The following is a 22,862-nucleotide window of genomic DNA, read 5'->3' as shown; positions in this document are numbered from 1 at the left end:
TGCCGACCCGATGAGCGACCAACCCACATCGCCCCTTCCCTCCTCCTCACCTGCCCTTGCGGCGGCTGATGGCGAAGCCAAAGGACGTTTGGGTGTTCTCATCGGGACTAAAGTCACCCTCTCCATCGATGCGATGGGAGGAGATAGCGGACCGGCGGCAATAGTCGCCGGTATTTCGCGTTCTGCCGCCAAGAACGCGAACCTGAACTTTATCGTTCATGGCGACGAGGCGGAGCTGACCAAACTGGTCAAAAAGCGAAAAAACCTAAAAAATCGCGTTGAAATCCGTGCGACTACGGGCGTTGTGACGATGGGTGAAAAACCCTCGATGGCGATGCGGCGTACGGATACCTCCATGCGCTCGGCCATTGATGCCGTGCGCGATGGCGAGGCTCAGGCGGTTGTCTCGTGCGGCAACACTGGCGCACTCATGGCGACCTCGATGATCCGACTGCGCAAGTTGGAGGGGGTGAATCGCCCCGCGATTGCCTGTCTTTGGCCCTCTCGCAATGCAGGCGGGTTCAACGTGATGCTTGATGTGGGTGCCGATATTCGCGCCGATCAACAAGATTTGCTCCAATATGCCATGATGGGCGCATCCTACGCGCGCAATGGTCTGGGCCTTGAGCGTCCGCGCGTGGGCCTGTTGAACGTTGGCACCGAAGAGCACAAAGGCCGCGCCGAGCTTAAGGTCGCGCATGAGATGATCGAAAAGGCTGCGGGAATCGGGTCTTACGAATATGTGGGATTCGTTGAAGGTGGCGATATTCCGTCCGATAAGGTCGATGTGATCGTCACGGACGGGTTCACGGGCAATGTGGCACTTAAAACCGGCGAAGGCACCGCGAAATTCGTCGGCGACTCGCTCAAAACCGCGTTCAAAGCCACGCCGTTGTCACGGATTGCCGCCCTGCTCGCGCTCACCTCGTTGCGCCGCTTGCAAAAGCGAATCGACCCGCGGCGCGTGAACGGCGGTGTGTTTTTGGGCCTCAAAGGCGCGGTTGTGAAATCCCACGGGTCGGCGGATGCCACAGGCGTGTCTGCCGCAATCAAACTTGCGTATGAATTGGCCGCCACCGGATTTACCGATCGATTGGCCGCACGGGTTGCATCTGCTGCGGCCTCGACGCAAACTGACGACTAACTATAAAAACAAGAACGAGAGTAGCGCGCATGACGGTTCGGGCAGTTGTAAAAGGCGTTGGCCACTATCTTCCGACACGCGTTGTAGAAAACGCCGAGTTCGAAAGCACGCTCGACACCACAGACGAATGGATTCGCACGCGCAGCGGCATTGAGCGCCGCCATTTTGCCGCCGAGGGTGAAACCACATCTATGATGGGGGCCGAAGCCGCCAAAAACGCGCTCATCGATGCGGGGCTCACGGTTGCGGACATCGACGCGGTGATCGTCGCCACGTCTACCCCCGACCTCACCTTTCCCTCCGTGGCCACGATGGTCCAAAACGAGTTGGGCATGCGCCACGGTTTCGCTTTTGACGTCCAAGCGGTCTGTGCCGGATTTATCTTTGCGCTGTCCAACGCCAACGCTCAAATCGTTTCGGGTCAGGCCAAACGCATTCTTGTGATTGGCGCTGAGACCTTTTCGCGCATCATGGACTGGGAGGATCGCGGCACCTGCGTGTTGTTTGGTGATGGCGCTGGCGCATTGGTTCTAGAGGCTCAAGAGGGCACGGGCACAAGTGCGGATCGCGGTATTTTGTCGACCGACCTCAATTCAGATGGCTCATACCGCGAGATGTTGTTCGTTGATGGCGGCGTGTCTACCACAGGCACCTGTGGCAAATTGCGGATGCAGGGCAACGCCTTGTTCCGCCAAGCCGTGCAAAAACTGGCCTCGACCGCCGAAACGGCCTTGGATCGTGCGGGCATTGCCCCCCAAGACGTCGATTGGGTCGTCCCGCATCAGGCCAATATCCGCATCATCGAAGGCACGGCCAAAAAGCTTGGCCTGCCAATGGAAAAAGTCGTGGTGACGGTCCAAGATCACGGCAATACCTCCGCCGCCTCGATCCCGCTTGCCATGTCCGTTGGCAAAGCCCGCGGTCAGATCAAACAGGGTGATTTGTGCGTGGCCGAAGCCATCGGTGGCGGCCTCGCGTGGGGCGCTGTCGTGTTGCGCTGGTAGCACACCACCAACACATTAGCCGCAGCGTCTAAAATATTCGCAAAACATCGCCTGCGCTGCACTGCGCAAGTCATTGATATTGACGGACGGTTCGTGACCTGCCAGTGTCAGGAAAACAACCTCGGGGGAGAGTTATGAGCAAAACTTTGACACGTATGGATCTGAGCGAAGCTGTCTTTCGCGAAGTTGGCCTTAGCCGCAACGAATCTGCGCAACTGGTTGAGAGCGTGTTGCAACACATGTCCGATGCATTGGTCAAAGGCCAGTCTGTCAAGATTTCGTCGTTTGGAACCTTTTCCGTGCGTGCAAAATCCGAGCGTGTTGGCCGCAATCCAAAGACTGGCGATGAGGCACCGATCCCTGCGCGCCGCGTGTTGACCTTTCGCCCCTCGCATCTGATGAAAGATCGCGTCGCCGCAGGCAACAAGCGCTAAGGCTCGGAATTCCCATGCAAAAATCGCCTGACGCCTTTCGCACGATTAGCGAAGTCGCAGATTGGCTTGACACGCCCGCGCATGTCTTGCGGTTCTGGGAAAGTCGCTTCACACAAATTAAACCTGTGAAACGTGCGGGTGGGCGGCGGTATTATCGCCCTGCCGATATGTCCCTGCTTGGCGGTATCAAAAAGCTGTTGCATGACGATGGAATGACCATTCGCGGCGTGCAAAAGCTGCTGCGTGAACATGGTGTTAAACATATCTCCGCGATGTCGCCCGAGATCGAAGGCTATACACCAGACGCCGTTGACGCGTCCGAATCTGATGTGATTGCGCCCGCGCCCATGGCGCTTGATGTGCCACAAGCCCCCGAAAATACCGAGACGACCCCGACAGTGGTGCCGTTTTCGCGCGAAGGCGATCCAATTCCCGCGCAAGACGCGTCCACTACAGCCCCAATCGAGTCCCTACTCGGTGCACCGATGAGCGTGTCTGATGCACAGGGTGAGACCATTGGCGACGACGAAGACGCGCCCATCACCGATCAGTCCGCCGACATGCAAGCCGAGGCTGCCGCGGACGCAATCGCGCCTGTAGACAATCAAATCAGCCTGTTTGATTTTGATCCGGTGGCGGATGACGCTGAGGACGAAATCGCTTTGGACAGTGAGCCAGACCCTGTTCTGGATCCTGCGCCAGAGGTTGAGTGCGACGAGATCGAAACGCCCGCGGTATTTGAGCCAATGGAAGCCGCCCCCGCGTCTACCGAGGACGACACAGCATCCGAGCCGCGTCCGTCCGCGCCGACATACGAGCCGTCACACGACCCGCCGATACACGAGCCATTGTCCGCAATCTCAGCCGTTTTGGAGAAAGCGGACCCCTATCGCACAGACCGCGCGGACCGTAGTGAACCGGCGATTGAGCCAGAAGCCCCCACGCCTCTCGCAGATTTTGAGCCAGAAACCGATCCGATCGCGCCCAATGATGACGCGGCAGATGCCACGCTAGTGGATGCCCCTGACACGTTTGCGCCGCTCTATCCCGTTGACGTCCCATCATTGATCGAGCCGCCCATTGGTTTGCCCGACGATCCGTTGGACTCCGAGGATCTCACCAGTTCGGCGGTACACCGCTCGCGCGCGGCGCTTGGTGCGGTGGATCGCGCCGTTTTGGCATCCCTGTTGGACCGCGCACAGACGTTACGAGCGCGCCTTGATCACGCCGAGTAACGCCGCGCCGATAAATCTTTGTCTCACCTGATAATTCGGCCATTTCACCCTTGCTCCTGTCGCCAAAATCCTTATGAAAGTCCCAGTTCGGGCTATAGCGCAGCCTGGTAGCGCGTCCGTCTGGGGGACGGAAGGTCGCAGGTTCGAGTCCTGCTAGCCCGACCACTAAACCCTCAAAACCGCCCGTCAGCATGGCTCTAAGCCTTTGCTTGCGGGCGGTTTTGCGTTAAGCGATGTAAAACCGTATCGGGGGACGTGACATGGGTGTTTTGGCTGATAGCGCAATTCGCGAGATGATCGACAACGGGGCCATTCGCGCCACTGTGCCGGTGATCGACGCACAGGTGCAACCTGCGTCTCTTGATTTGCGATTGGGCAACCGTGCATGGCGGGTACGCGCCTCGTTCCTCACTGGCGACCAACGCACGGTCCATGACCGGCTGTCTGAATTCGAAATGCATCAGATCGACCTTACGGACGGCGCTGTCCTTGAAAAGGGCTGTGTTTATGTCGTGCCGTTGATGGAATCGCTCGACTTGCCCGACGATGTTCAGGCCGTGGCCAACGCCAAAAGCTCGACCGGTCGCCTTGATCTTTTGACCCGTACCATCACCGATGGCGGCACCGAATTTGACCGCATACCATCGGGCTATACTGGCCCGCTTTATGCCGAAATCTGCCCCCGCTCCTTTTCCGTTCTGGTGCGTCCGGGTATGCGCCTCAACCAAATCAGATTTCGCCGTGGCCAAGCCGTTTTGACGGACAAGGAACTCACGCAACTGCACCTCAATAGCCCCTTGGTCGACGGTCCTGCGGTGATTGATCAAGGGCTCGGGTTCTCTGTCGATCTGATCCCCGCAAAGGGTGATCTGGTTGGCTACCGCGCAAAGCCGCACACAGGCGTGATTGATCTGGACCGCATCGGCGCATACGATCCGGCCGAATACTGGGAGCCGATCCACACCAAAGACGGGCGGATCATCCTTGACCCCGGTGCGTTCTATATCTTGGTGAGCCGCGAGGCGGTGCATATTCCACCCGATTTTGCCGCTGAAATGGCGCCGTATCTTGCGATGGTTGGCGAATTTCGTGTCCACTATGCGGGCTTTTTTGATCCCGGATTTGGTCATGCCAATGCGGGCGGCGAAGGATCGCGTGGCGTCCTCGAAGTGCGCTGTCACGAAGCGCCGTTTGTATTGGAACACGGCCAAGTCGTCGGACGGTTGGTCTATGAACGCATGGAATGCCAGCCCGACCGTATCTATGGCGCGGACCTAAAATCCAACTATCAGGGCCAAGGCCTAAAACTATCCAAGCATTTCAAGGCGTAGTGCGGCAACGCTCACGCGACACATCGCCTAATTAGCGGCCCAGTCGGCGTGCCATGCGTGCCGCTTGTTTGGCGCGTTTTGCGGTTTGTTTGGCTGTATCTGACATCTGTGGCGCGCCTGTGTTTGCGTCATGATTTGAGCCTGATCTGCGCTTGGACACGGCGTTGATGCCCGTATCAATGCCCTTGTTCACAACGCGGCTCATCACGCGGCGCAAAATCATGGTGATAATTCGATCAACGTTCATAACTCATATCCCTGTGTACGTGCGCGTCCTGACGCGCTGTGTCGCGTGCTGATCTAACATGAAAACACGGTAATTTCGAGGCGTGGCTATCACGACCGCGCGAGGCGGTTAGCTTTCGTCCTCGAACATGTCCTCTTGGCCGTCTTCATCCTCGTCGTCGCCCATCCCCAATCCGGGTAAAGGTCGGCTTTCCAAAAGACCCGCTGCACGCAGCTCTTTCACACCCGGCAAATCGCGCGCACTCTCAAGGCCGAAGTGATCAAGAAAATCGGGCGTGACCACATAGGTCACGGGCCGACCGGGCGACATGCGCCGCCGTCCGAACCTGATCCATTCCATCTCAAGCAGCTGATCAATGGTGCCACGCGAGACAGACACGCCGCGAATTTCCTCGATCTCCGCGCGTGTGCACGGTTGGTGATAGGCAATAATCGCGAGTGTCTCGATGGCGGCGCGTGACAGCTTTCGCGTCTCAACCGTCTCTTTTTGCATGAGATATCCAAGGTCGGGTGCGGTGCGCACCGCCCAAGCCTCGCCCACTTTGACCACCCGCACGCCGCGTCCCTCATAGCGGCGTTGCAACAATTCCAACGCCGCCTTGGCGTTGCAGCCATGGGGCATGCGAGAGGTGAGATCGGCAAGCGTCACAGGGTCGGCTGAGGCAAAAAGCACGGCCTCAACCATCCGCTCTTGCTCCGCCAAAGGCGGCGCCTCGAACAAGCTTTCCTCAAACGCTGCGTCTACGGTGTGATCTGTGTCGGTCATCTGTCTGCCTTGGCCTTAATCTCGATCGGGGAAAACAACTCGCGTTGACGCAATTCAACCTTACCTAGCTTTGCGAGTTCTAGCGAAGCCGCAAAACACGCGGCGGTCGCAGAGCGGCGGCGCTTGGGGTCCAATTGCCACCCTTCGGGAAGATAGGACGTCAGATCGGCCCAGTCCCCCGCATAGCCCAAAAGCCCGCGCAATCGCTCGAGGGCTTGTTCCATCGTATACACGCTTTCGCGGTCCATCACGAACGGGCGAAATTCATCTTTGGTCCTGATCCGTGCGTAGCCTTGCATCAAATCGAGCAAGGTTGCGGTATAGGTCACATTGCGCACCCGCTCGACCGTCTCGGGGATGCCACGGGTGAAAAAGTCGCGCCCACGTTGGTCGCGCGCCATCAGACAGGCCGCCGAATTGCGCATCGCCTCAAGGCGCGCCAACTGAAACGCGAGGTGGGCCGCTAATTCTTCGCCCGAGGGTCCATCGTCCAATGGATCGGGCGGCAGCAATAGCCGCGATTTGAGAAACGCGAGCCACGCGGCCATGACCAGATAGTCCGCGGCCAACTCAATACGAAGCGCAGAAGCCTTTTCGACAAACGCCAAATATTGCAACGAGAGCTGTAGGATAGACACCTGACGCAGGTCGACCTTTTGCGTGCGCGAGAGCTGCAACAGGAGATCAAGCGGGCCTTCAAACCCGTCAACGTCGACAATCAGAGCCTCAGCCACCAAACGCTCTTCGACGCTCAGAGCACTGTCCCCGCGCTCAAAGCCGTCTTCAAATTCGATTTGATCGCTGTCCGCCATACGAGTGTCGCTCTTCCCAAACCCCAAGGGCGCTATACGATGCTTAGTCTACTAGGGATTTAAGTTCGGCCTCAGCCTCGCGGATGTCAATGCCTTCGGCAGGTTTGCGCAGGGCAACCGCACGATCCGCACGGACCTGCGCCGCTGTTGTTAACCCGCCCAGCTTGGCCAGATGTGCCATTTCCGCCATGTCTCCATTGCAATGCAAGACCAAGTCACATCCCGCCGCAATGGACCGCGTGGCCCGTTCGAACACACTGCCCGAGAGCGCTTCCATTGAAATATCATCCGTCATCAACAGACCGTCAAACCCGATCTCGGTGCGAATGAGTGCGATGCATTTATCGCTTTGTGTCGCGGGTGTTTCCGGCTCGACCGCATCCAGAACGATATGCGCACTCATCCCCATCGGCAAATCATTGAGCGCCTTGAACGGGGCGAAATCACCGAGCAGTTCGTCTAAATCCACCTCAACACGCGGGAGCCCCAGATGACTGTCGACTGTGCCGCGTCCGTGTCCGGGCATGTGCTTCATCACGCTCAACACGCCACCCTCAGCCTGTCCATCCGCCACCGCGCGCCCCATCAGGGCGACGATTTCGGGATCACTGCCATAACAGCGATTGCGCAAAAACGGGTGGGTATCATCGCGCGCCACATCCAAGGTCGGCGCACAATTGACATCAACGCCAACCCGCGCAAGATCATCGGCAATCAGGCGTCCGCGCAGCCACATCGAGCGCGCCGCCGCCTCTTCGTCGCCACGACGTAGGACGGCCTCGATCTGATCAAGCGGTGGGAGGAATTCACGCCACGTTGGCGCGCGCATCCGTTGCACCCGTCCGCCCTCTTGATCAATCAAAACCGGCGCATCGCGCCCCACGGCCTCACGCAATTCACTGGTCAAACGGTACATCTGCTCGGGGGTGTCGACGTTGCGGGCAAACAAAATAAAGCCCCATGGATCGCTCTCACGAAAAAATGCGGCCTCACGTTTGTCGAGGGACAGACCCTCACATCCGAAAATATACGCGCCCTGCCCCATAGTCTCGCCTCACATCAATTGCGCGCAACGGGCACACAGGCCGCGTTCATCGCATTGAGAGCGGCGCAAAAGCGTTTGCTGTCGTCACTATTGGCAAAGCCTACGGCGCGCAGACGGTAGAACGGTTTTCCGCCTGACGTGGCCTCAACCACAACCCGTTGTTTTCCGTCCATAAAATCGGAGAATTTAGCGGACAGGCGATCCCATTCGATCAGCGCGCTTTCACGTTTGGGAAACGCGCCAAGTTGGACAATCGCGGTATCTGCCCCAAGCGAGGCCATATCGACCTCATCCGTGGCCCCGATTGCGGCCAGAATATCCCCCGCCACACCATCAAGGCTTGGCAGAGCATCTGTTGCGGTTGCGTTGGCTGCACGGGCGGCCGCCAAACGTACAGGGCGCGGCTTTGGCATAGGCGACACGCTCACATCCGGTCCCAAATCCACGCCCGACGCGAGCGGCGCGGACACCTGTTCAAAATCTGTAAGCTCCAACGCATCGGGTTCAACGGCGATTTGTGTCAAACCGTCATCTGCCTCAATTGCATAGGCATTGGTGTCGGGCGCATAGGCCACGAATGTGGCCTCAGGTTCGATCTCTCCCATGGGCTGATCTTCGTCCAGCAAGGCGATGGGTTTGGGCGCAAGCATCAAGCTATCAGCGGGCGCCGCCGCGGAGCCATCGGCGGTCACGGAATTCACGGCAAGACCTTGGTGCATAGCAAGTTGTCCACCGGGATCGTCGGGGATTGAGCGCGCCTCGCCCGCAAGAGCACGAATGACCGGAACACCCGACACATCGCGCACCATTTGCTTGTAACCCCAAACGCCAATGGTCAAAACGAGCACAAGCGACACAGCCGCGCCCGCCCATTGCGTCACACCCAGTCGCGGCATTTGCGCAACCGCACCGTCATCATAGTCCGCATATCCGGCCTCAGGGGCACCAAATTGACTGCCATATTGAGCATGATGTTGAGCATGAAGGTGCGGCGCGTGGTACGCGGGCTGCGGTGCATACTGTTGCTCAGAATGCACACCCGACGGATCACGTGGCGCGCCATACTGCGCATGCGGCTGACCGCCATACTGCGGTTGCCCGTGTTGGGGCGGCACATGGCCATAATTTGGCTGCGCCGCGTAGCCGTCCATTTGAGCGGAACGGGTGCCCTGATGGGATTTGAAATCCTGCGTCATATTCGCCTCTTTGCCTCTTGAAGCCGTCAATGCGACCTCATCCCGTTTTGTTTTATATCAACGGGTTATAAACTGCTCTTGATGTGATGTATGAGGCCGATCTTTGCCGGCCTTCACACGGGGACGCACATCCGCCCTTGCCCCGAAGAGATGCGTTTAGCGCATTTCCTCCGCAGGCGTTACACCGAGAATACCAAGACCCGATGAAATAACAACGGCAACGGCACGTGGCAGCGCAATTTTTGCCGCCGACGCCGCGTGGTCCTCTTGTAAAAACCGCAGCCCCTCGTTGTCGTTGCCCTTGTTCCACAACGCATGGAAATCTGATGCAAGCTCATACAAAAAGAACGCGATACGGTGCGGCTCATGACTTTTGGCGGCAATCTCGACCTGACGCGGCCAATCGGCTAGCTTTTTGGCCACAGCCAATTCGGCAGGATCCGTCAGGTTCGGCGTGTCGGTCAAGGAAATCCCTTGATCCTCGGCTTTGCGCAATACCGAGCGGACCCGCGCATGGGCGTATTGAACGTAGAACACAGGGTTATCTTTGGATTGCTCCAGAACCTTGTCGAAATCGAAATCAAGGGGCGCATCATTCTTGCGCGTGAGCATCACAAAACGGGTCACATCCGCGCCGACCTGTTCAACCACATCGCGCAGGGTGACAAAGGTGCCAGAGCGTTTGGACATCTTGAGCGGCACGCCGTTGCGAAACAGCTTCACCAACTGCACCAGTTTGATATCACAGCCAACTTTGCCTTCGGACAGGGCGGATACCGCCGCCTTCATCCGCTTGACATAACCACCGTGGTCGGCACCGAAAATGTCGATAATCTCGTCATACCCGCGCTTCACCTTGTCATAGTGATAGGCAATGTCGGGGGCAAAATAGGTCCATGCGCCATCGGATTTCTGGATCGGACGATCCACATCATCGCCGTGGGCGGTGGAGCGGAACAAGGTTTGTTCGCGCGCTTCCCAATCCTCGGGCATCTGACCCTTTGGCGGCTCAAGCGTGCCGCGATAAATCAGGTCTTTGCTGCGCAACTCTTCGATCGCGCTTTCAATCAGGCCTGTGTCGTAAAGCGATTTCTCGGAATAGAAATTATCCATCTCGACACCGAGCGCCTTGAGGTCGCCACGGATCATATCCATCATCGCCTCGATGGAGAACACACGGATATCATCGATCCAGTCGCCTTCGGGTTTCCCGACAAGGCTATCGCCGTACTTGTCTTTGAGAGCCTCACCGACCTGAACCAGATAGTCTCCCGGATACGTCCCCTCGGGGAACTCGACCTCTTGGCCCAAGGCTTCAAGATACCGCAGGTAGGCGGAGCGGGCGAGCACATCGACCTGTGCGCCGCCATCGTTGATGTAGTATTCGCGCGTCACATCGTAACCCGCGTAATCAAGGAGCGAGGCCAACGCATCGCCAAACACCGCACCGCGCGTGTGACCGACATGCATCGGCCCCGTGGGGTTGGCCGACACAAATTCGACATTGACCTTTTTGGCGGCCCCAAGTGCGGACTTGCCATAGGCGTCATCAGACAAAATGCCCTCAACCAGCCCGGTCCACAGCGCGGGCGCAAGACGCAGGTTGATGAAGCCCGGCCCTGCCACATCGACGCTTTCAATGCGCGGATCAGCGCCCAGTTTGGCCGCCAAGGCCTCAGCAATTGCGCGCGGATTGGATTTGGCAGGTTTAGCCAAAACCATTGCGGCATTGGTTGCCATATCACCGTGAAGGGGATCGCGGGGCGGCTCAACCGCCACATTGGCGTAATCAAGGCCATCGGGGAGAACACCCTCGGATACAAGTGTATCAAGGCTGCCCGTCACCAGAGCGCGAATATCGGCGAATAGGTTCATGTCGTATGATCTCTCTTTTGAGTATCCGCGCGGTTTAACATGGTGGGCGAAATCGTCAACGGTCAAGGGGGAGATCACCGCGCGATCCCCCCGCGCCTATGCGTGCGGCCCTTTGGATTTTGCGGCCTCAACGACCGCCTCTTCTGTCTCGCTCACCGGTGGGACGAGCGCCAAAATACGCACACCTGCGCCCAGTTTGGCGCGTGCGCTGTTTCGGCGCGCATCGGTCAGACGCCGCCGCAATGCCTCGCGCGCCGTTTCACGCTGCTCTTCTGGCAGATCTTCGATGCGCGCCTCGGCCCGATTTGGGAACAACACTTCGATATCGTCGGGTGTGACCCGCTTAAACGAGCCGTCCGCTGGCACATACCCGATCAAATGCGCCCCCGTGCGCCCCGCTTTCCAATCCTCAAACGTGAATTCATCAGTCAGGCCCGTCATGGCAATACGCCACCCGCCTATGATCAAATCCTCCAACTCGCGAAAGGTCTTTCCTGCGCCAAACGCCCGTCCACCCAGTTGCGTGGGCAAGGCGTGGCGGGCCTGTTCGGCGCGGTGGCGTGCAATCTGCCACGTTTGATCATGTCCGAACTCAGGCGCCAAATCCGTAGCGACAAGGGTGTTGTAGGCGTCATTTTCTGTCGCCGCGACGATGGTTTTGTAGCTGAGGATTTCAAGAGAATGCTCGGCCGCCTCAGACAACACATCGCCGTAAAACACCGGCAAACCCGTGGCGCGTGGGCGCACAAGGCGTGCGTGGTTGGGATCGGCAATCAACACTGGCACCTCGGCCTTTTTGAGGGCCTCGGCCAAGGCGGTGGTGAACCGCGACCCGCCAATGAACAAGACGCCCGGCGTGCCGCTTTGCGCCAACCCCAAAAAGCGCGCGAATGGCGCAAGCGTGAACCCGTGCAAAACAACCGTGGCCAACACAAGGATAAAGGCCAGTGGACCAATGACAGCCCCGTCCTCAACACCCGCCGCAGCCAAGCGCTCCCCAAACAGACCCGCGACAGCAACCAAAACCACACCGCGCGGGCCCGTAAAGGCAATCAACAGCTTTTCATTGCGCGGCAAGCCAGAAAACGCCAGTGATATCAGAACGGTAAGCGGACGTGCGAGCAAAATGACCAAGGCCACAAACAGACCCGCGCGCCACGTCAGCGTCGAAAGAGACGCGAAATCGAGCGAGGCCGCAAGCAAGATAAACACACCCGACACCAGTAGGATGGTTGCGTGTTCTTTGAACCGGCGCAGCTCCTCAAATGAGGGCAAATCGGCATTGGCAATCACCAGCCCCATGACGGTCACGGCCAAAAGCCCACTTTCGTGCAGCATCATATCGGGCAAGGCAAACGCGGCCAACATGGTGACGAAGAGCACAGGCACCTTCATATATTCGGGCACCCACGCCTCGCGAAACGCGCGCGAAATCCCCAAACCTGCGACCAGTCCGACAACCATTGCCACCGAAATGCCAACACCCAATTCGACCAGAGCACCGCCAAAGCTTTCCGCCTCGCGTCCGACCAACACAAATTCGAAGGCAAGCACCGCCGCCAACGCCCCAACAGGATCGTTCACGATGGCTTCCCATTGCAACAGATTGGCGGGGCGGCGCGAAAGTTTAGCGGTGCGCAACAGCGGCGCAATCACAGTCGGCCCTGTCACAACCATAATGCCGCCGAAGACCGTGGACGCCTCCCACCCAAGCCCCGCGCCATAGTGCAGTGCCAGTGCGGATGAAAACCAACCAAGAGGCGCACCGATAAAGACAAGCCGCATCACACCTTTTTTGGCATCACCAAGCTTGTGCAGATCAAGTGTCAGACCACCCTCGAACAAGATCACAGCAACCGCCATCGAGATGAGCGGTTGGACCATATCACCAATGTCACGTGCGGGATTGAACAGTCCGAACACCGGCCCCACCAACAGGCCAACGGCGAGCATCACCACAATCGCAGGCAAATGCAGACGCCACGCCACCCACTGCGCCCCCACACCCAACACACCGACAAGGGCAAATGCTTCGACGGGCGCGAGGCCTGTAACTGCTTCAATTGACATCGTTAAATCACCTTTTACGTGCCGGACTAGCCGGCTTTATACTCTCGGTTTGCTTCGGGATCGGCGGATTCGAATGGGAATTCAGCCAATTCATCCCAAAGTGCTGTCGGGATCTCCATTTGCGCCCAGCCAATCGCTTGTGCAACCCGCTCGGGTTTGGACACGCCAAACAATGTTGTGCTTACACGCGGATCACGCATGGAAAATTGCAAGGCCACCGCGCCCGTAGCCACGCCGTGGCGCGCACAAAGCGCCTCAATGCGGCGCACGGGCGCTAGGGTTTCCTCAGTTGCCTCTTGGTACGTGACACGCGGCATTTCGTCGGCCCCTTTGGCCAAAACCCCGCCCGCAAACGGTGCGGCATTGATCACGGCGATCCCCGCATCTGCGGCATAATCGAACATCGCAGAGGCGGACCGGTTCAACAGCGTAAAGCGGTTATGCGAAATCAGCGCGTCAAATGGCCGTGATTTGAGCATCGGCTCCATAATATCGAGCCGCCCCATGGCCAAACCCACCGCCTTTGCGCGCCCCGCCTCTTTCATCTCGAATAACGCGTCCAACGCGCCCTCAACCTCGTCCAAATCGCGGGCATGTTCAGGGTCGTGCAAAAACAACAGCGGAATTTGGCTCACACCAAGACGTGCACAGCTTTCCTCCAACGAGGCCCACGCGCGCGCGGCGTCAAAGCGTCCCGTGTCTGGATCGCGGTCCAATTTGGTCGAAAGCGTCATACCGGCGGGCAAGCCGTCCGATTTGATCACTGCCCCCACCCGCGCCTCTGAGCGCCCCGCGCCGTAATTGTTCGAGGTGTCGATCAACCGCGCCGGCCCGTCGAAAATCGCGCGCAGGGTCGCGGCAGCACGATCCGCATCGACGCTATAGCCATAGGTGTCAGGCATATCGCCCAAACCAGACGTGCCAAATCCCAAGGGTGTGAGGGCTACGCCTGTCGTGCCAATCATGCGGTTTGTCATGTTCAGGTCCTATATCTCGCGCGGGGTTGCGCACAGGCGTTCAAATTCTTGAATCGCGAAACGGTCGGTCATCCCAGCCACGTAATCAAGTACAATTCGTGCCAACTGGGTGTCATCTCGTGCCGCATCAATTTCATCACGCCACTCGGGTGGCAAAAGCGCAGGCTTTGCCATGAACAGCGGGAACAACGTATTGACCATGACCGTGACACGCTCGCGCTCGACCACGACTGAAGGAGCGCGGTACATCCGCTTGAACAAGAACGATTTAATCACTTTCAAGTTTTGAAAGAACGGCTTTGAAAACCGAATGATCGTCCGGTCCAGATCACGGATATCCTGCGCGGTTTCGGGGCGCGCACTGTCCAAACGATTGGTCGCAATCGTAATCACATCCTCAACCATATAGCCAAAAATACGCCGCAACGCCTCGTGATCGCGCCGCGTGGCCTCAAGGTCGGGATAAGTCGCATCCACATCTGCGTAGGCGCGATCCGTGAGTGGCAATTCGATCAAATCATCAGCCGTAAACAGACCCGCACGCAACCCGTCATGCAAGTCGTGATGGTTATACGCAACATCATCGGCAATTGCGGCCACTTGTGCCTCCGCACTGGCAAAAGTGTGCAATTCCAGATCGAACTGATCATTGACCTCTTTGAGCGCATAGGACAGCGCATGCCCCTCGGGATGGCGTTTGGGGTCGGCATACGGACCGGTAATTGGCCCGTTGTGTTTTGCGATCCCCTCAAGGCTTTCCCATGTCAGATTAAGCCCATCAAAATCCGCATAGTGTTTTTCCAACTTCGTCACGATCCGAAGTGCCTGCGCATTGTGATCAAACCCGCCATAAGGCGCCATGAGATCCTCAAGCGCATCTTCGCCCGTGTGCCCGAACGGCGAATGGCCCAAATCATGAGCCAAAGCGATGGCCTCCGCCAAGCCCTCATTGAGCCCCAAAGCCCCTGCAATGGTGCGCGCCACCTGAGCGACCTCAATTGAATGGGTCAGTCGGGTGCGGTAATAATCGCCCTCGTGTTCCACGAACACTTGGGTTTTATGCTTGAGACGGCGAAACGCCGATGAGTGAATGATCCGGTCGCGGTCGCGTTGAAAGGGCGAACGAAAGGTCGATAGCTTTTCGTCAAACAACCGCCCGCGTGTCTCGAACGGTTGGCTCGCATAAGATTTCAACATCTGCCCAATTCCCCTTTTGAGGTGGCGCTGATGCGCCCACCTTCACAGTCCCGTTTGGCCACCTTGTCGGCGGTCCTTTGTATCCCTATATTCGATGCAACACCGCGCGACAAACACATGGCGCAAAAGGTTGCGCAAAACATCGCGCAAATGACCGAAACGTATTGATAAAGAGACGCATCATGGCCCTCACGCTTCCGCCCACCGTCACACCCCGCGCCTTTGCCCGCATATCCGAGATTAACGCGGCCTCGGGAGAGGACAAAGCGTTGCGTGTCGCCGTAGAGGGCGGCGGGTGTTCAGGGTTTCAGTACGAGATCACGTTGGACGCCCCCACGGGCGACGATGTGCGCCTTGAGGGAGACGGCGCTATGGTTGTGGTCGACCCCGTGTCACTGCCGTTCTTGGAGAACGCAGTCATTGATTTCAGCGAGGAGTTGATAGGCGCGCGGTTCGTGATCGAGAACCCGAACGCCACCGCCTCATGTGGCTGTGGCACCTCGTTTTCGATGTAAGTGGTGCGCACGCCGATACTATTTTGACCCAACAGCGATAAGCGTGCGGTGATGCGTCACGGTGCGCCGCCACTTTGCGGCACCAATCATAGGACGCACATCTTTGTAGACGCGGCGCGTCATCGCGTGCGGATGCATGCGCAATATCTTGATCCGGTTCATGAAGGATAAGGCATTGAGCGCCATTGGACCTGGATTGAAGCTTTCACAGATCACGCCATTGGCGGTGAGCAACGCGTGTTCGTGCACCATGATGTGGACATATCTCACATTCGAAACGGGCCGTTGAACGACATCTTCCCACCCGACGAGCGCCTTTGCAGGGACAAGCACCTCGGCCCCACACGCATCACGGACCAGCATGCGATGTTGTGGACTGACACTGAGCGGCGGCGCACCCTGTGCGCCGAGTACCGCCATTGCGCGCGGGCCGAACCAAATCGGGGCGGCGCGCCCGATGCCACAGACATCACTAAGTCCCGCCCAAACAATCGGTTGCGGACCATTATCGCGCGTGCAAATCACGTCACCGATACGCAAGTATTCCACCGCACACGGCCCCTGTGGCGTCGAGATCTACGTGCCAGCTTGAAAGCACACATGCAAATCCGCATAGGCCACACTGGGATTAGTGTTTGCACTGCCAACATAGGTATATGACGCGCCCTCAACGAGAGGTGCAGTTGAGGCCGCCCCAACCCAATCGCCCCCGACATGCAACAGAAAGATTGTGAAATCTTGTGATCCATCAGTCGGTCCGCCCGCGGGGCGCATAACATATGAATCTTCAACAAATACTGCTGAATTTGTTGCATAGGAGGAGCCGTTTAACGTTTGCGCGGTCTCAAGTGTTTGCGTGCTATCGGTGTTTTCAAGAAACGCATCCTCATCAACCACATGGACAAGCTCGGGGGTGGCTCCGGTATTGACCGAAAAGCCCGACCCCACTTGCGTCAGGTCACTCAATTCCCAAACTAGAAAAATGGCCATAGCCGCACCCACCTGTTTGAGTGGACATTAATGCTTCGATGTTAATGCACATTTAAATCGCGCGGGCATTTCGCTTAATTCACCTTGTTTTTAGGGCGATATCGCGGCACTAACGCGCTATGATCCAGTCCTTTGCATCCTCCTATGACACCATCATTCTCGGCGCGGGGGCGGCGGGGTTGTTTTGCGCCAAATTTGCCGCCCAGACGGGGGCAAAGGTGCTTGTGGTCGATCACGCCAAACGCGCGGCAGATAAGGTGCGCATATCGGGCGGCGGGCGGTGCAATTTCACCAATATGTACGCAAGCTCCGATAATTTCATAAGCGCAAACAAACACTTCTCAAAATCAGCCCTCGCGCGCTACACACAATGGGATTTCATCGATCTATGCGTGTCGCATGGGATCACCTACCACGAAAAGACCCTTGGCCAGTTGTTTTGCGATGGCAAATCGCAAGCCATCATCGACATGCTTTTGGCCGAGGCGCGCGGGGCCGATATCGCCCTTGGCACCACAATCGACGCGGTGCGCCATGACGGGGATACGTTTCATTTGACCCTCTCGGGCCGCGCCGTCACCACCCGCAATCTGGTCGTCGCCACGGGCGGCAAATCCATTCCCAAAATGGGGGCGACCGGCATCGGCTACCAGATCGCGGAACAATTCGGACTGGCCCTGACCGACACCCGCCCTGCCCTCGTGCCGCTCACATTCGCGCCGCAAGAACTTGAATGGATCACGCCTCTATCGGGCACCGCCCTAGACGCGCGGGTGACAGCAAATGGCACGGCGTTTGACGAGGCATTGTTGTTTACGCATCGCGGCCTTTCGGGACCGTCGATTTTGCAGGTGTCGAGTTATTGGCGTGACGGAGATCCGATCACCGTGAACCTATCACCCAACCGCGATATTTTTGGCGCTCTGAAAGCCGCACGTAGCGAGAACGGTCGCCGCCAGATGCACACGGGGCTTGGCACGATCTTTCCCACCAAACTGGCCAACACATTGGCCGAGCGTCTGGGCCTATCGGGCAATCTCGCGGATCACTCCGACAAGGCACTCACCGCGATCGCCGATGCGCTCCACGCCATGGAATTGCGCCCTGTGGGGTCAGAGGGCTACCGCACAGCCGAAGTCACGCTTGGCGGCGTCGACACCGATGCGCTCTCGTCAGCCACGATGGAGGCCAAGGCGGTTCGGGGGCTGTATTTCATCGGCGAAGTGGTCGATGTCACGGGGTGGCTTGGCGGCTACAATTTCCAATGGGCGTGGTCATCTGCGGCTGCGTGTGGCCGCGCCATTGCGGCCTCTCGCTAAGCCCCCTACAAAGGGGCAAATCAACGGGAGCCTCATATGAAAATCGCCAGCTTCAACATCAACGGGATCAAAGCCCGCATGGACGCGCTCACCGATTGGCTCACCGAGGCCGAGCCGGATGTTGTGGTGCTCCAAGAGATCAAATCCGTCGACGAGAATTTCCCGCGCGAACACTTTGAGGACATGGGCTATATCGTTGAAACCCATGGACAAAAGTCGTTCAACGGCGTGGCGATCCTATCCAAACTACCGCTTGAGGATATCACCCGTGGCTTGCCCGATGCGGCGGGCATGGGACGCGAGGGGGCCGACGATATTGAGGCGCGCTATATCGAAGCCACGGTGATGGGCGCGCGCAATTCCGTTCGTGTTTGCGGGCTGTACCTGCCCAACGGCAACCCTGTTGATCTCAACCCAGATGGCACCCCCATTGAAGGATCGAAATACGATTTCAAACTAAAATGGTTCGCCCGATTGGAAGAGCGTGCGCGGGCGTTAATGGCGTTGGAGCAGCCGTTTTTGATGGCGGGGGATTTCAACCTCATCCCACAGGCCGAAGACGCAAAACGCCCCGATGCATGGCGCGAGGATGCGCTGTTTCGCCCACAAAGCCGCGCGGCGTTTCGCAGTTTGATGGCGCTTGGCTTTACCGATGCTTTGCGCGCCACCACCTCCGCGCCCGAGGTCTATACCTTTTGGGACTACCAAGCGGGCGCGTTTGATCGCAACGATGGTATCCGCATCGACCACTTTTTACTATCACCACAAGCCGCCGATTGCCTCACAGACTGTCAAATCGACGTGTTCACGCGGGCGAAAACCAAACCCTCGGACCATGTGCCGATCTGGGTCACCCTCGATATCTAACACCACGACCGGATCAAACAAAATGGCGCGCGGGAGAAATCCTGCGCGCCATTTTCTATGGATAAAAGATGTGGGGCGCGTGGGCCGCTACCACTTTTTCTTTTCGTCCGCGCGCCCTTTGCCAAGGTGTTTGCGCAACCGCGAGGGCACGGATTTCGTCTTGTTCTTGAACGGGTTTTTATCCGCTTGACTGCGGAAAAATAGACGGATCGGCGTGCCGGGCATGTCAAAATCCGCGCGCAACCCGTTGACGAGATAGCGTTTATAGGACGCGTTCAATTCATCGGGATGGCTACACATCACCACGAACTGTGGCGGGCGGGCTTTCACTTGGGTCATATACCGCAATTTGATGCGGCGACCGCCCGGTGCGGGGGGCGGGTGTGCCTCGGTCATGGCCGAGAGCCATGTGTTGAGCTTGGCGGTCGGCACGCGGCGGTTCCACACTTGGTGCGCGTATAAAATCGCCTCTTCCAGCTTATCAAGGTTCTTGCCGGTTTTGGCCGACACCGTGACCAATTGTGCGCCGCGCAGCTGTGGCAAAAGACGTGTAAACTCTTCGCGCAACTCTTTGGCTTTGTTGGACTTATCGGTCTCTTCGTCCCATTTGTTCACGGCAATGACCACAGCGCGGCCTTCGCGTTCGGCCAGATCGGCGATGCGTAAATCTTGCTGTTCAAACGGGATCGAGACGTCGAGCAGAACCACCACAACTTCGGCGAATTTCACCGCACGCAGACCATCAGCAACGGAGAGCTTTTCGAGCTTTTCCTGCACCTTGGCCTTTTTGCGCATACCCGCCGTATCGAACACCCGCACAGGCGTGTTGTTCCAGTTCATCGTAACCGAAATACTGTCGCGCGTGATCCCTGCCTCGGGGCCGGTCAACAGACGCTCTTCGCCCAACAGCTTGTTAATCAGCGTGGATTTGCCCGCATTCGGACGACCAACCACACAAATTTGTAGCGGCTTTTCGGCGGTGAAATCGCGAGACACACCGGCCTCTTCGCCCAATTCCTGCTCTTCTTCGGTCAGCTCAACGTCGACCTCGGGCGCCTCGGCTTGGGCGCGCTCGTCATAACCATCCGCAAGCGGGCGCAAGATATCATAGAGCTCGCCCATACCCTCGCCGTGCTCGGCTGAAATGCGCATCGGCTCGCCAAGGCCAAGCGAATAGGCCTCAAGGAACCCACCCTCGCCTGCGTGTCCCTCGGCCTTGTTGGCGGCGAGGATCACGTGCTTGGCGCGTTTGCGCAGAATTTCGGCGAACACTTCGTCGGCGGGCAAAATCCCCGCACGGGCGTCAATCATGAACAGGCACACATCGGCCATATCCACGGCCCGCTCGGTCAGTTTGCGCATCCGGCCCTGAAGGCTCTCGTCGGTCGCCTCCTCGAGGCCCGCCGTGTCGATCACGGTAAAGCGAAGATCGATCAGCTTGGCCTCGCCCTCGCGCAGATCGCGCGTCACACCCGGTTGGTCATCGACCAAGGCAAGACGGCGCCCCACGAGGCGGTTAAATAGGGTCGATTTGCCCACATTGGGACGTCCGACGATGGCGAGTGAAAAACTCATGGGATAACTCCCGTTAAATCCAGCGGCCACGCGAAGGCGCGGCGTTCAAGCGGTGGCGATACACCGAGACGCGGGGGGCCGTAAAGCCTAATCGCGTTTTGGCCCTGTTTGTACGCCGCGTCGTCGTATGCATCCCCCTATTTGAGGGCGGCAAGCTCGCCATTATCAAGCAGCAGATACATGACACCGCCCACCACGATCGGATCGGAGGACGCGCCAGCGGGCAACGCGAGTTGTGCGCTCAATGCGCCACTGTCAGGGGAAAACCCGCGCAAGACACCGTCAGAGGAGGCAACCCAAAGGCGGCCACCTGCGGCCACAGGGCCGTAGTGGGCAAACACGCCCTTACGCTTGCGCTCTTTCTCTTGGGTATAAAGAGGCAATTGAACACCCCAGACGCGTGCGCCGGTTTTGGCATCCAACCGTACGATTTCATTGCGATCTGTCACGATAAACACCGCGCCGCCAATCACAGTTGCGGGGCTGTACGCCCCCTCATTTGCAGTCCAAAGACGCGCGCCTGTGTCAACATTGAACGCCCCGAACCGACCCGCTTGGTTGCCGGTGTAGACCGTTTTGCCAATCACAACGGGATCGGCGGTAATGTCAGAGAACTTCGCGTAGACAAAGCCTTTGCGTTGTCCTGCAAGGCTTGCAGACCACAACCGCATGCCGCCTTTGCGAAACGAGCCGAACAAATCGCCAGTCGCAAAGGGAACAATCGCCAACGTGTCGGTAATTGCGGGCGATGCCGCCCCTACGCGTGACGTAATGGCTTCTGGTCCTGCCATTTCCCATTTGACGCGACCCGTTGCGGTCTCGACGGCCCATGCGCGGCTGTCCGCACCGACCACATAGGCCAGACCATCATAGACGGTAAGACCTGCGGCCCCTGCCGCGTCGATCCGTTGACGCCATTTAATCCCGCCAGACACCAGATCAGCGGCGATCAGTTCGCCGTAGCCGGTGGTGGCATAAAGTGTGGAGCCGTCGATGGCGAGCGTGCCGCCGGTGGCCTCCCCCGCCTTTTCGCCCACAGGTGTGAGGTCACGCGTCCAGACCGGTGTGCCCGTGACCGCCGATACGGCCGTAAGGTTTGCTTTGGCATCAAGTGTAACGACAACGCCTTGTGCGGCAACAGGATCCGTTGTCAGCCGGAACTTGCGTGAGTTTCCCGTCCCGATGGGCGTGGTCCACGCAAGGGCGGGTTGTCCGGCGGTAAAGGCGTTGTGACCTGCATCATGCAAGCGCCCCGCACCTGTGTGCGTCCACGCCGCGCGCGACACCTGTTTGCCAAGAGAGATTTGGGCGGATGTATTCGCCGCTGTGTCCGATGTGGCCACCGGATCACCACTGCGCGGATCAAGGCGTTCACCCGTCAAAATGACCTCACGGCCCGCACCACATGCCGACAACGCAACCGCCAGACCAAACAGTCCTGCTTTCACTGCGGTTTTACCCAATACGGTCATGCGCGCCTTCTCCCTCGTCTGTGTCGTTTACCACAAAACGGGTGTGCCCGCTTTGCTTTGGACCGGTTTCAGCCCACACTCATCAATCGGCTTTAGCCGTCAGTATCGGCGTTAAGATCGCCACCCAACGCCACAATCATCTGAACGGCACGACGGCGCAAGGCCTGACTTGCTTCGCCGTCTTCAGCCACGGCCCTTAGCCCCTCGATCGCGGCGTCCAATTGACCTGACTCGATCTGGGCCACGGCAATCTGTTCTTCAGCCAACAAACGGTAGGGCGCACCGGGTGACGCAATGCCCGCGAGCAATTCAATACGTGCCTCAGGGTCCATCTTGGACGCGCCAAGCATTGCCGTTTTGAGCAGCGCAAGATCGCGGTACACAGGGGCAAGGGTCGCATCCGCCACATAAGGCGCGAGGGTCGCCACCGCACCATCGACATTGCCCACCGCGTGCAATTCACCCGCACGGATCATATCGGACACAATGCGCGGCTGGCCTGTCAGATCAATCGCCGCCAGCGCATCTGCACGCGCCTGTGTGTCCTCGACCGACAAAGCCGCCGAGATCGCATCTCCCGCTGCTTCAGCCTGAACACGGGCTTTCGATTTGGCGTATTCGTTATAGGAGGCACCGCCGACAAGAGCGACAACGCCCACAATGCCGATCCACCCGTATTTACGGAAGATCGCAAAAAGTTTGTCGCGTTTGACCTCTTCGGTCACCTCTTCGATGAAGCTATCAGTATTGCTCAAAGCCGCCCCGCTGCGTTATCTGTTTGCGTTTGGCCAA

Annotated in this window: 22 protein-coding genes and 1 tRNA gene; 9 read left to right on the top strand and 14 right to left on the bottom strand. The window is 58.3% G+C overall.

Annotated features, from left to right (window positions below):
* Positions 1-10: 10 nt before the first annotated feature.
* The 6 genes from plsX to IMCC12053_RS01415 all read left to right on the top strand — a co-directional run bounded on the left by plsX (position 11) and on the right by IMCC12053_RS01415 (position 5,148).
* Positions 11-1,144: a phosphate acyltransferase PlsX gene (gene plsX, locus IMCC12053_RS01440; RefSeq protein WP_082389003.1), complete on the top strand. Its 1,134-nt coding sequence runs from the start codon at positions 11-13 to the stop codon at positions 1,142-1,144.
* Positions 1,145-1,173: 29 nt separating this feature from the next.
* Positions 1,174-2,148: a beta-ketoacyl-ACP synthase III gene (locus tag IMCC12053_RS01435; RefSeq protein ID WP_062215025.1), complete on the top strand. Its 975-nt coding sequence runs from the start codon at positions 1,174-1,176 to the stop codon at positions 2,146-2,148.
* A 134-nt stretch (positions 2,149-2,282) separates the two neighbouring features.
* Complete coding sequence (gene ihfA, locus IMCC12053_RS01430) at positions 2,283-2,582, top strand: integration host factor subunit alpha (protein ID WP_062215023.1); 300 nt, start codon at positions 2,283-2,285, stop codon at positions 2,580-2,582.
* A 14-nt stretch (positions 2,583-2,596) separates the two neighbouring features.
* Positions 2,597-3,817 carry a MerR family transcriptional regulator gene (locus tag IMCC12053_RS16045; protein WP_236852494.1) on the top strand — a complete coding sequence of 407 codons (1,221 nt, stop codon included), beginning with the start codon at positions 2,597-2,599 and terminating at the stop codon, positions 3,815-3,817.
* An 88-nt stretch (positions 3,818-3,905) separates the two neighbouring features.
* Positions 3,906-3,982, top strand: a tRNA-Pro gene (locus tag IMCC12053_RS01420).
* 95 nt (positions 3,983-4,077) lie between these two features.
* On the top strand, positions 4,078-5,148 hold the full coding sequence (locus tag IMCC12053_RS01415) for a 2'-deoxycytidine 5'-triphosphate deaminase (protein ID WP_062215021.1): 1,071 nt from the start codon (positions 4,078-4,080) through the stop codon (positions 5,146-5,148).
* 31 nt (positions 5,149-5,179) lie between these two features.
* Here IMCC12053_RS01415 and IMCC12053_RS01410 read toward each other — a convergent pair whose 3' ends face one another.
* The 9 genes from IMCC12053_RS01410 to IMCC12053_RS01370 all read right to left on the bottom strand — a co-directional run bounded on the left by IMCC12053_RS01410 (position 5,180) and on the right by IMCC12053_RS01370 (position 15,332).
* Positions 5,180-5,395: a hypothetical protein gene (locus IMCC12053_RS01410; protein ID WP_062215019.1), complete on the bottom strand. Its 216-nt coding sequence runs from the start codon at positions 5,393-5,395 to the stop codon at positions 5,180-5,182.
* Positions 5,396-5,503: 108 nt separating this feature from the next.
* Positions 5,504-6,160, bottom strand: coding sequence for an SMC-Scp complex subunit ScpB (scpB, locus tag IMCC12053_RS01405; RefSeq protein ID WP_062215017.1), 657 nt, complete (start codon positions 6,158-6,160; stop codon positions 5,504-5,506).
* Positions 6,157-6,972, bottom strand: coding sequence for a segregation and condensation protein A (locus IMCC12053_RS01400; protein ID WP_062215015.1), 816 nt, complete (start codon positions 6,970-6,972; stop codon positions 6,157-6,159). The genes scpB and IMCC12053_RS01400 overlap by 4 nt, the downstream gene beginning before the upstream one ends.
* Positions 6,973-7,015: 43 nt before the next feature.
* A complete protein-coding gene (locus IMCC12053_RS01395; protein WP_062215013.1) occupies positions 7,016-8,017 on the bottom strand; it encodes a glycoside hydrolase family 3 N-terminal domain-containing protein in 1,002 nt (333 codons plus the stop codon).
* A 14-nt stretch (positions 8,018-8,031) separates the two neighbouring features.
* Positions 8,032-9,213 (bottom strand): SPOR domain-containing protein, encoded by a 1,182-nt coding sequence (locus IMCC12053_RS01390; protein WP_062215011.1) that lies wholly within the window; start codon positions 9,211-9,213, stop codon positions 8,032-8,034.
* A 156-nt stretch (positions 9,214-9,369) separates the two neighbouring features.
* The gene (gene argS / locus IMCC12053_RS01385; RefSeq protein WP_062215009.1) at positions 9,370-11,088 is read right to left on the bottom strand and encodes an arginine--tRNA ligase; all 1,719 of its coding nucleotides are present in this window, start codon (positions 11,086-11,088) and stop codon (positions 9,370-9,372) included.
* A gap of 96 nt (positions 11,089-11,184) precedes the next feature.
* Positions 11,185-13,158, bottom strand: a complete 1,974-nt coding sequence (locus IMCC12053_RS01380) for a cation:proton antiporter (protein ID WP_062215007.1) — start codon at positions 13,156-13,158, stop codon at positions 11,185-11,187.
* Positions 13,159-13,184: 26 nt separating this feature from the next.
* Positions 13,185-14,135 (bottom strand): aldo/keto reductase, encoded by a 951-nt coding sequence (locus IMCC12053_RS01375; protein WP_062215005.1) that lies wholly within the window; start codon positions 14,133-14,135, stop codon positions 13,185-13,187.
* A gap of 9 nt (positions 14,136-14,144) precedes the next feature.
* Positions 14,145-15,332: a deoxyguanosinetriphosphate triphosphohydrolase gene (locus IMCC12053_RS01370; protein ID WP_062215003.1), complete on the bottom strand. Its 1,188-nt coding sequence runs from the start codon at positions 15,330-15,332 to the stop codon at positions 14,145-14,147.
* 182 nt (positions 15,333-15,514) lie between these two features.
* Here IMCC12053_RS01370 and IMCC12053_RS01365 point away from each other — a divergent pair, with 182 nt between their 5' ends.
* Complete coding sequence (locus IMCC12053_RS01365; protein ID WP_062215000.1) at positions 15,515-15,847, top strand: HesB/IscA family protein; 333 nt, start codon at positions 15,515-15,517, stop codon at positions 15,845-15,847.
* Between the two features lie 18 nt (positions 15,848-15,865).
* Here the strand turns inward: IMCC12053_RS01365 and IMCC12053_RS01360 are convergent, their stop codons facing one another.
* Entirely contained in the window at positions 15,866-16,423 is a 558-nt protein-coding gene (locus IMCC12053_RS01360; RefSeq protein ID WP_082389002.1) for a Hint domain-containing protein, read from the bottom strand.
* Entirely contained in the window at positions 16,424-16,837 is a 414-nt protein-coding gene (locus IMCC12053_RS01355) for a hypothetical protein (RefSeq protein ID WP_062214996.1), read from the bottom strand.
* Between the two features lie 119 nt (positions 16,838-16,956).
* On the opposite strand from IMCC12053_RS01355, the gene IMCC12053_RS01350 reads away from it, so the two are divergent.
* Both IMCC12053_RS01350 and xth read left to right on the top strand, forming a co-directional pair.
* The gene (locus IMCC12053_RS01350) at positions 16,957-18,156 is read left to right on the top strand and encodes a BaiN/RdsA family NAD(P)/FAD-dependent oxidoreductase (RefSeq protein ID WP_062214994.1); all 1,200 of its coding nucleotides are present in this window, start codon (positions 16,957-16,959) and stop codon (positions 18,154-18,156) included.
* A gap of 36 nt (positions 18,157-18,192) precedes the next feature.
* Positions 18,193-19,023, top strand: coding sequence for an exodeoxyribonuclease III (gene xth, locus IMCC12053_RS01345; protein ID WP_062214992.1), 831 nt, complete (start codon positions 18,193-18,195; stop codon positions 19,021-19,023).
* Positions 19,024-19,110: 87 nt separating this feature from the next.
* Here xth and der read toward each other — a convergent pair whose 3' ends face one another.
* From der to IMCC12053_RS01330, 3 genes are all read right to left on the bottom strand, one after another.
* Positions 19,111-20,598 carry a ribosome biogenesis GTPase Der gene (der, locus tag IMCC12053_RS01340; RefSeq protein ID WP_062214990.1) on the bottom strand — a complete coding sequence of 496 codons (1,488 nt, stop codon included), beginning with the start codon at positions 20,596-20,598 and terminating at the stop codon, positions 19,111-19,113.
* A gap of 137 nt (positions 20,599-20,735) precedes the next feature.
* Positions 20,736-22,070 (bottom strand): PQQ-like beta-propeller repeat protein, encoded by a 1,335-nt coding sequence (locus tag IMCC12053_RS01335; protein ID WP_062214988.1) that lies wholly within the window; start codon positions 22,068-22,070, stop codon positions 20,736-20,738.
* A gap of 92 nt (positions 22,071-22,162) precedes the next feature.
* Positions 22,163-22,825 (bottom strand): hypothetical protein, encoded by a 663-nt coding sequence (locus tag IMCC12053_RS01330; protein WP_074906199.1) that lies wholly within the window; start codon positions 22,823-22,825, stop codon positions 22,163-22,165.
* Between the last annotated feature and the right edge of the window lie 37 nt (positions 22,826-22,862).

The sequence above is a fragment of the Celeribacter marinus genome (assembly GCF_001308265.1).
Taxonomy (GTDB): Bacteria; Pseudomonadota; Alphaproteobacteria; order Rhodobacterales; family Rhodobacteraceae; genus Celeribacter; species Celeribacter marinus.
The sequence above is the reverse complement of the archived record's forward strand: the minus strand, read 5'-3'. Positions and strand labels throughout refer to the sequence as shown.

Coding starts and splice junctions, on each gene's coding strand:
- IMCC12053_RS01375 (WP_062215005.1), bottom strand. CDS start 14,135: ATGACAAACCGCATGATTGGCACGACAGGCGTAGCCCTCACACCCTTG.
- IMCC12053_RS01400 (WP_062215015.1), bottom strand. CDS start 6,972: ATGGCGGACAGCGATCAAATCGAATTTGAAGACGGCTTTGAGCGCGGG.
- plsX (WP_082389003.1), top strand. CDS start 11: ATGAGCGACCAACCCACATCGCCCCTTCCCTCCTCCTCACCTGCCCTT.
- IMCC12053_RS01390 (WP_062215011.1), bottom strand. CDS start 9,213: ATGACGCAGGATTTCAAATCCCATCAGGGCACCCGTTCCGCTCAAATG.
- der (WP_062214990.1), bottom strand. CDS start 20,598: ATGAGTTTTTCACTCGCCATCGTCGGACGTCCCAATGTGGGCAAATCG.
- IMCC12053_RS01355 (WP_062214996.1), bottom strand. CDS start 16,837: ATGGCCATTTTTCTAGTTTGGGAATTGAGTGACCTGACGCAAGTGGGG.
- IMCC12053_RS01435 (WP_062215025.1), top strand. CDS start 1,174: ATGACGGTTCGGGCAGTTGTAAAAGGCGTTGGCCACTATCTTCCGACA.
- scpB (WP_062215017.1), bottom strand. CDS start 6,160: ATGACCGACACAGATCACACCGTAGACGCAGCGTTTGAGGAAAGCTTG.
- IMCC12053_RS01410 (WP_062215019.1), bottom strand. CDS start 5,395: ATGAACGTTGATCGAATTATCACCATGATTTTGCGCCGCGTGATGAGC.
- xth (WP_062214992.1), top strand. CDS start 18,193: ATGAAAATCGCCAGCTTCAACATCAACGGGATCAAAGCCCGCATGGAC.
- ihfA (WP_062215023.1), top strand. CDS start 2,283: ATGAGCAAAACTTTGACACGTATGGATCTGAGCGAAGCTGTCTTTCGC.
- IMCC12053_RS01415 (WP_062215021.1), top strand. CDS start 4,078: ATGGGTGTTTTGGCTGATAGCGCAATTCGCGAGATGATCGACAACGGG.
- IMCC12053_RS01370 (WP_062215003.1), bottom strand. CDS start 15,332: ATGTTGAAATCTTATGCGAGCCAACCGTTCGAGACACGCGGGCGGTTG.
- argS (WP_062215009.1), bottom strand. CDS start 11,088: ATGAACCTATTCGCCGATATTCGCGCTCTGGTGACGGGCAGCCTTGAT.
- IMCC12053_RS01380 (WP_062215007.1), bottom strand. CDS start 13,158: ATGTCAATTGAAGCAGTTACAGGCCTCGCGCCCGTCGAAGCATTTGCC.
- IMCC12053_RS01395 (WP_062215013.1), bottom strand. CDS start 8,017: ATGGGGCAGGGCGCGTATATTTTCGGATGTGAGGGTCTGTCCCTCGAC.
- IMCC12053_RS01365 (WP_062215000.1), top strand. CDS start 15,515: ATGGCCCTCACGCTTCCGCCCACCGTCACACCCCGCGCCTTTGCCCGC.
- IMCC12053_RS01335 (WP_062214988.1), bottom strand. CDS start 22,070: ATGACCGTATTGGGTAAAACCGCAGTGAAAGCAGGACTGTTTGGTCTG.
- IMCC12053_RS01350 (WP_062214994.1), top strand. CDS start 16,957: ATGATCCAGTCCTTTGCATCCTCCTATGACACCATCATTCTCGGCGCG.
- IMCC12053_RS16045 (WP_236852494.1), top strand. CDS start 2,597: ATGCAAAAATCGCCTGACGCCTTTCGCACGATTAGCGAAGTCGCAGAT.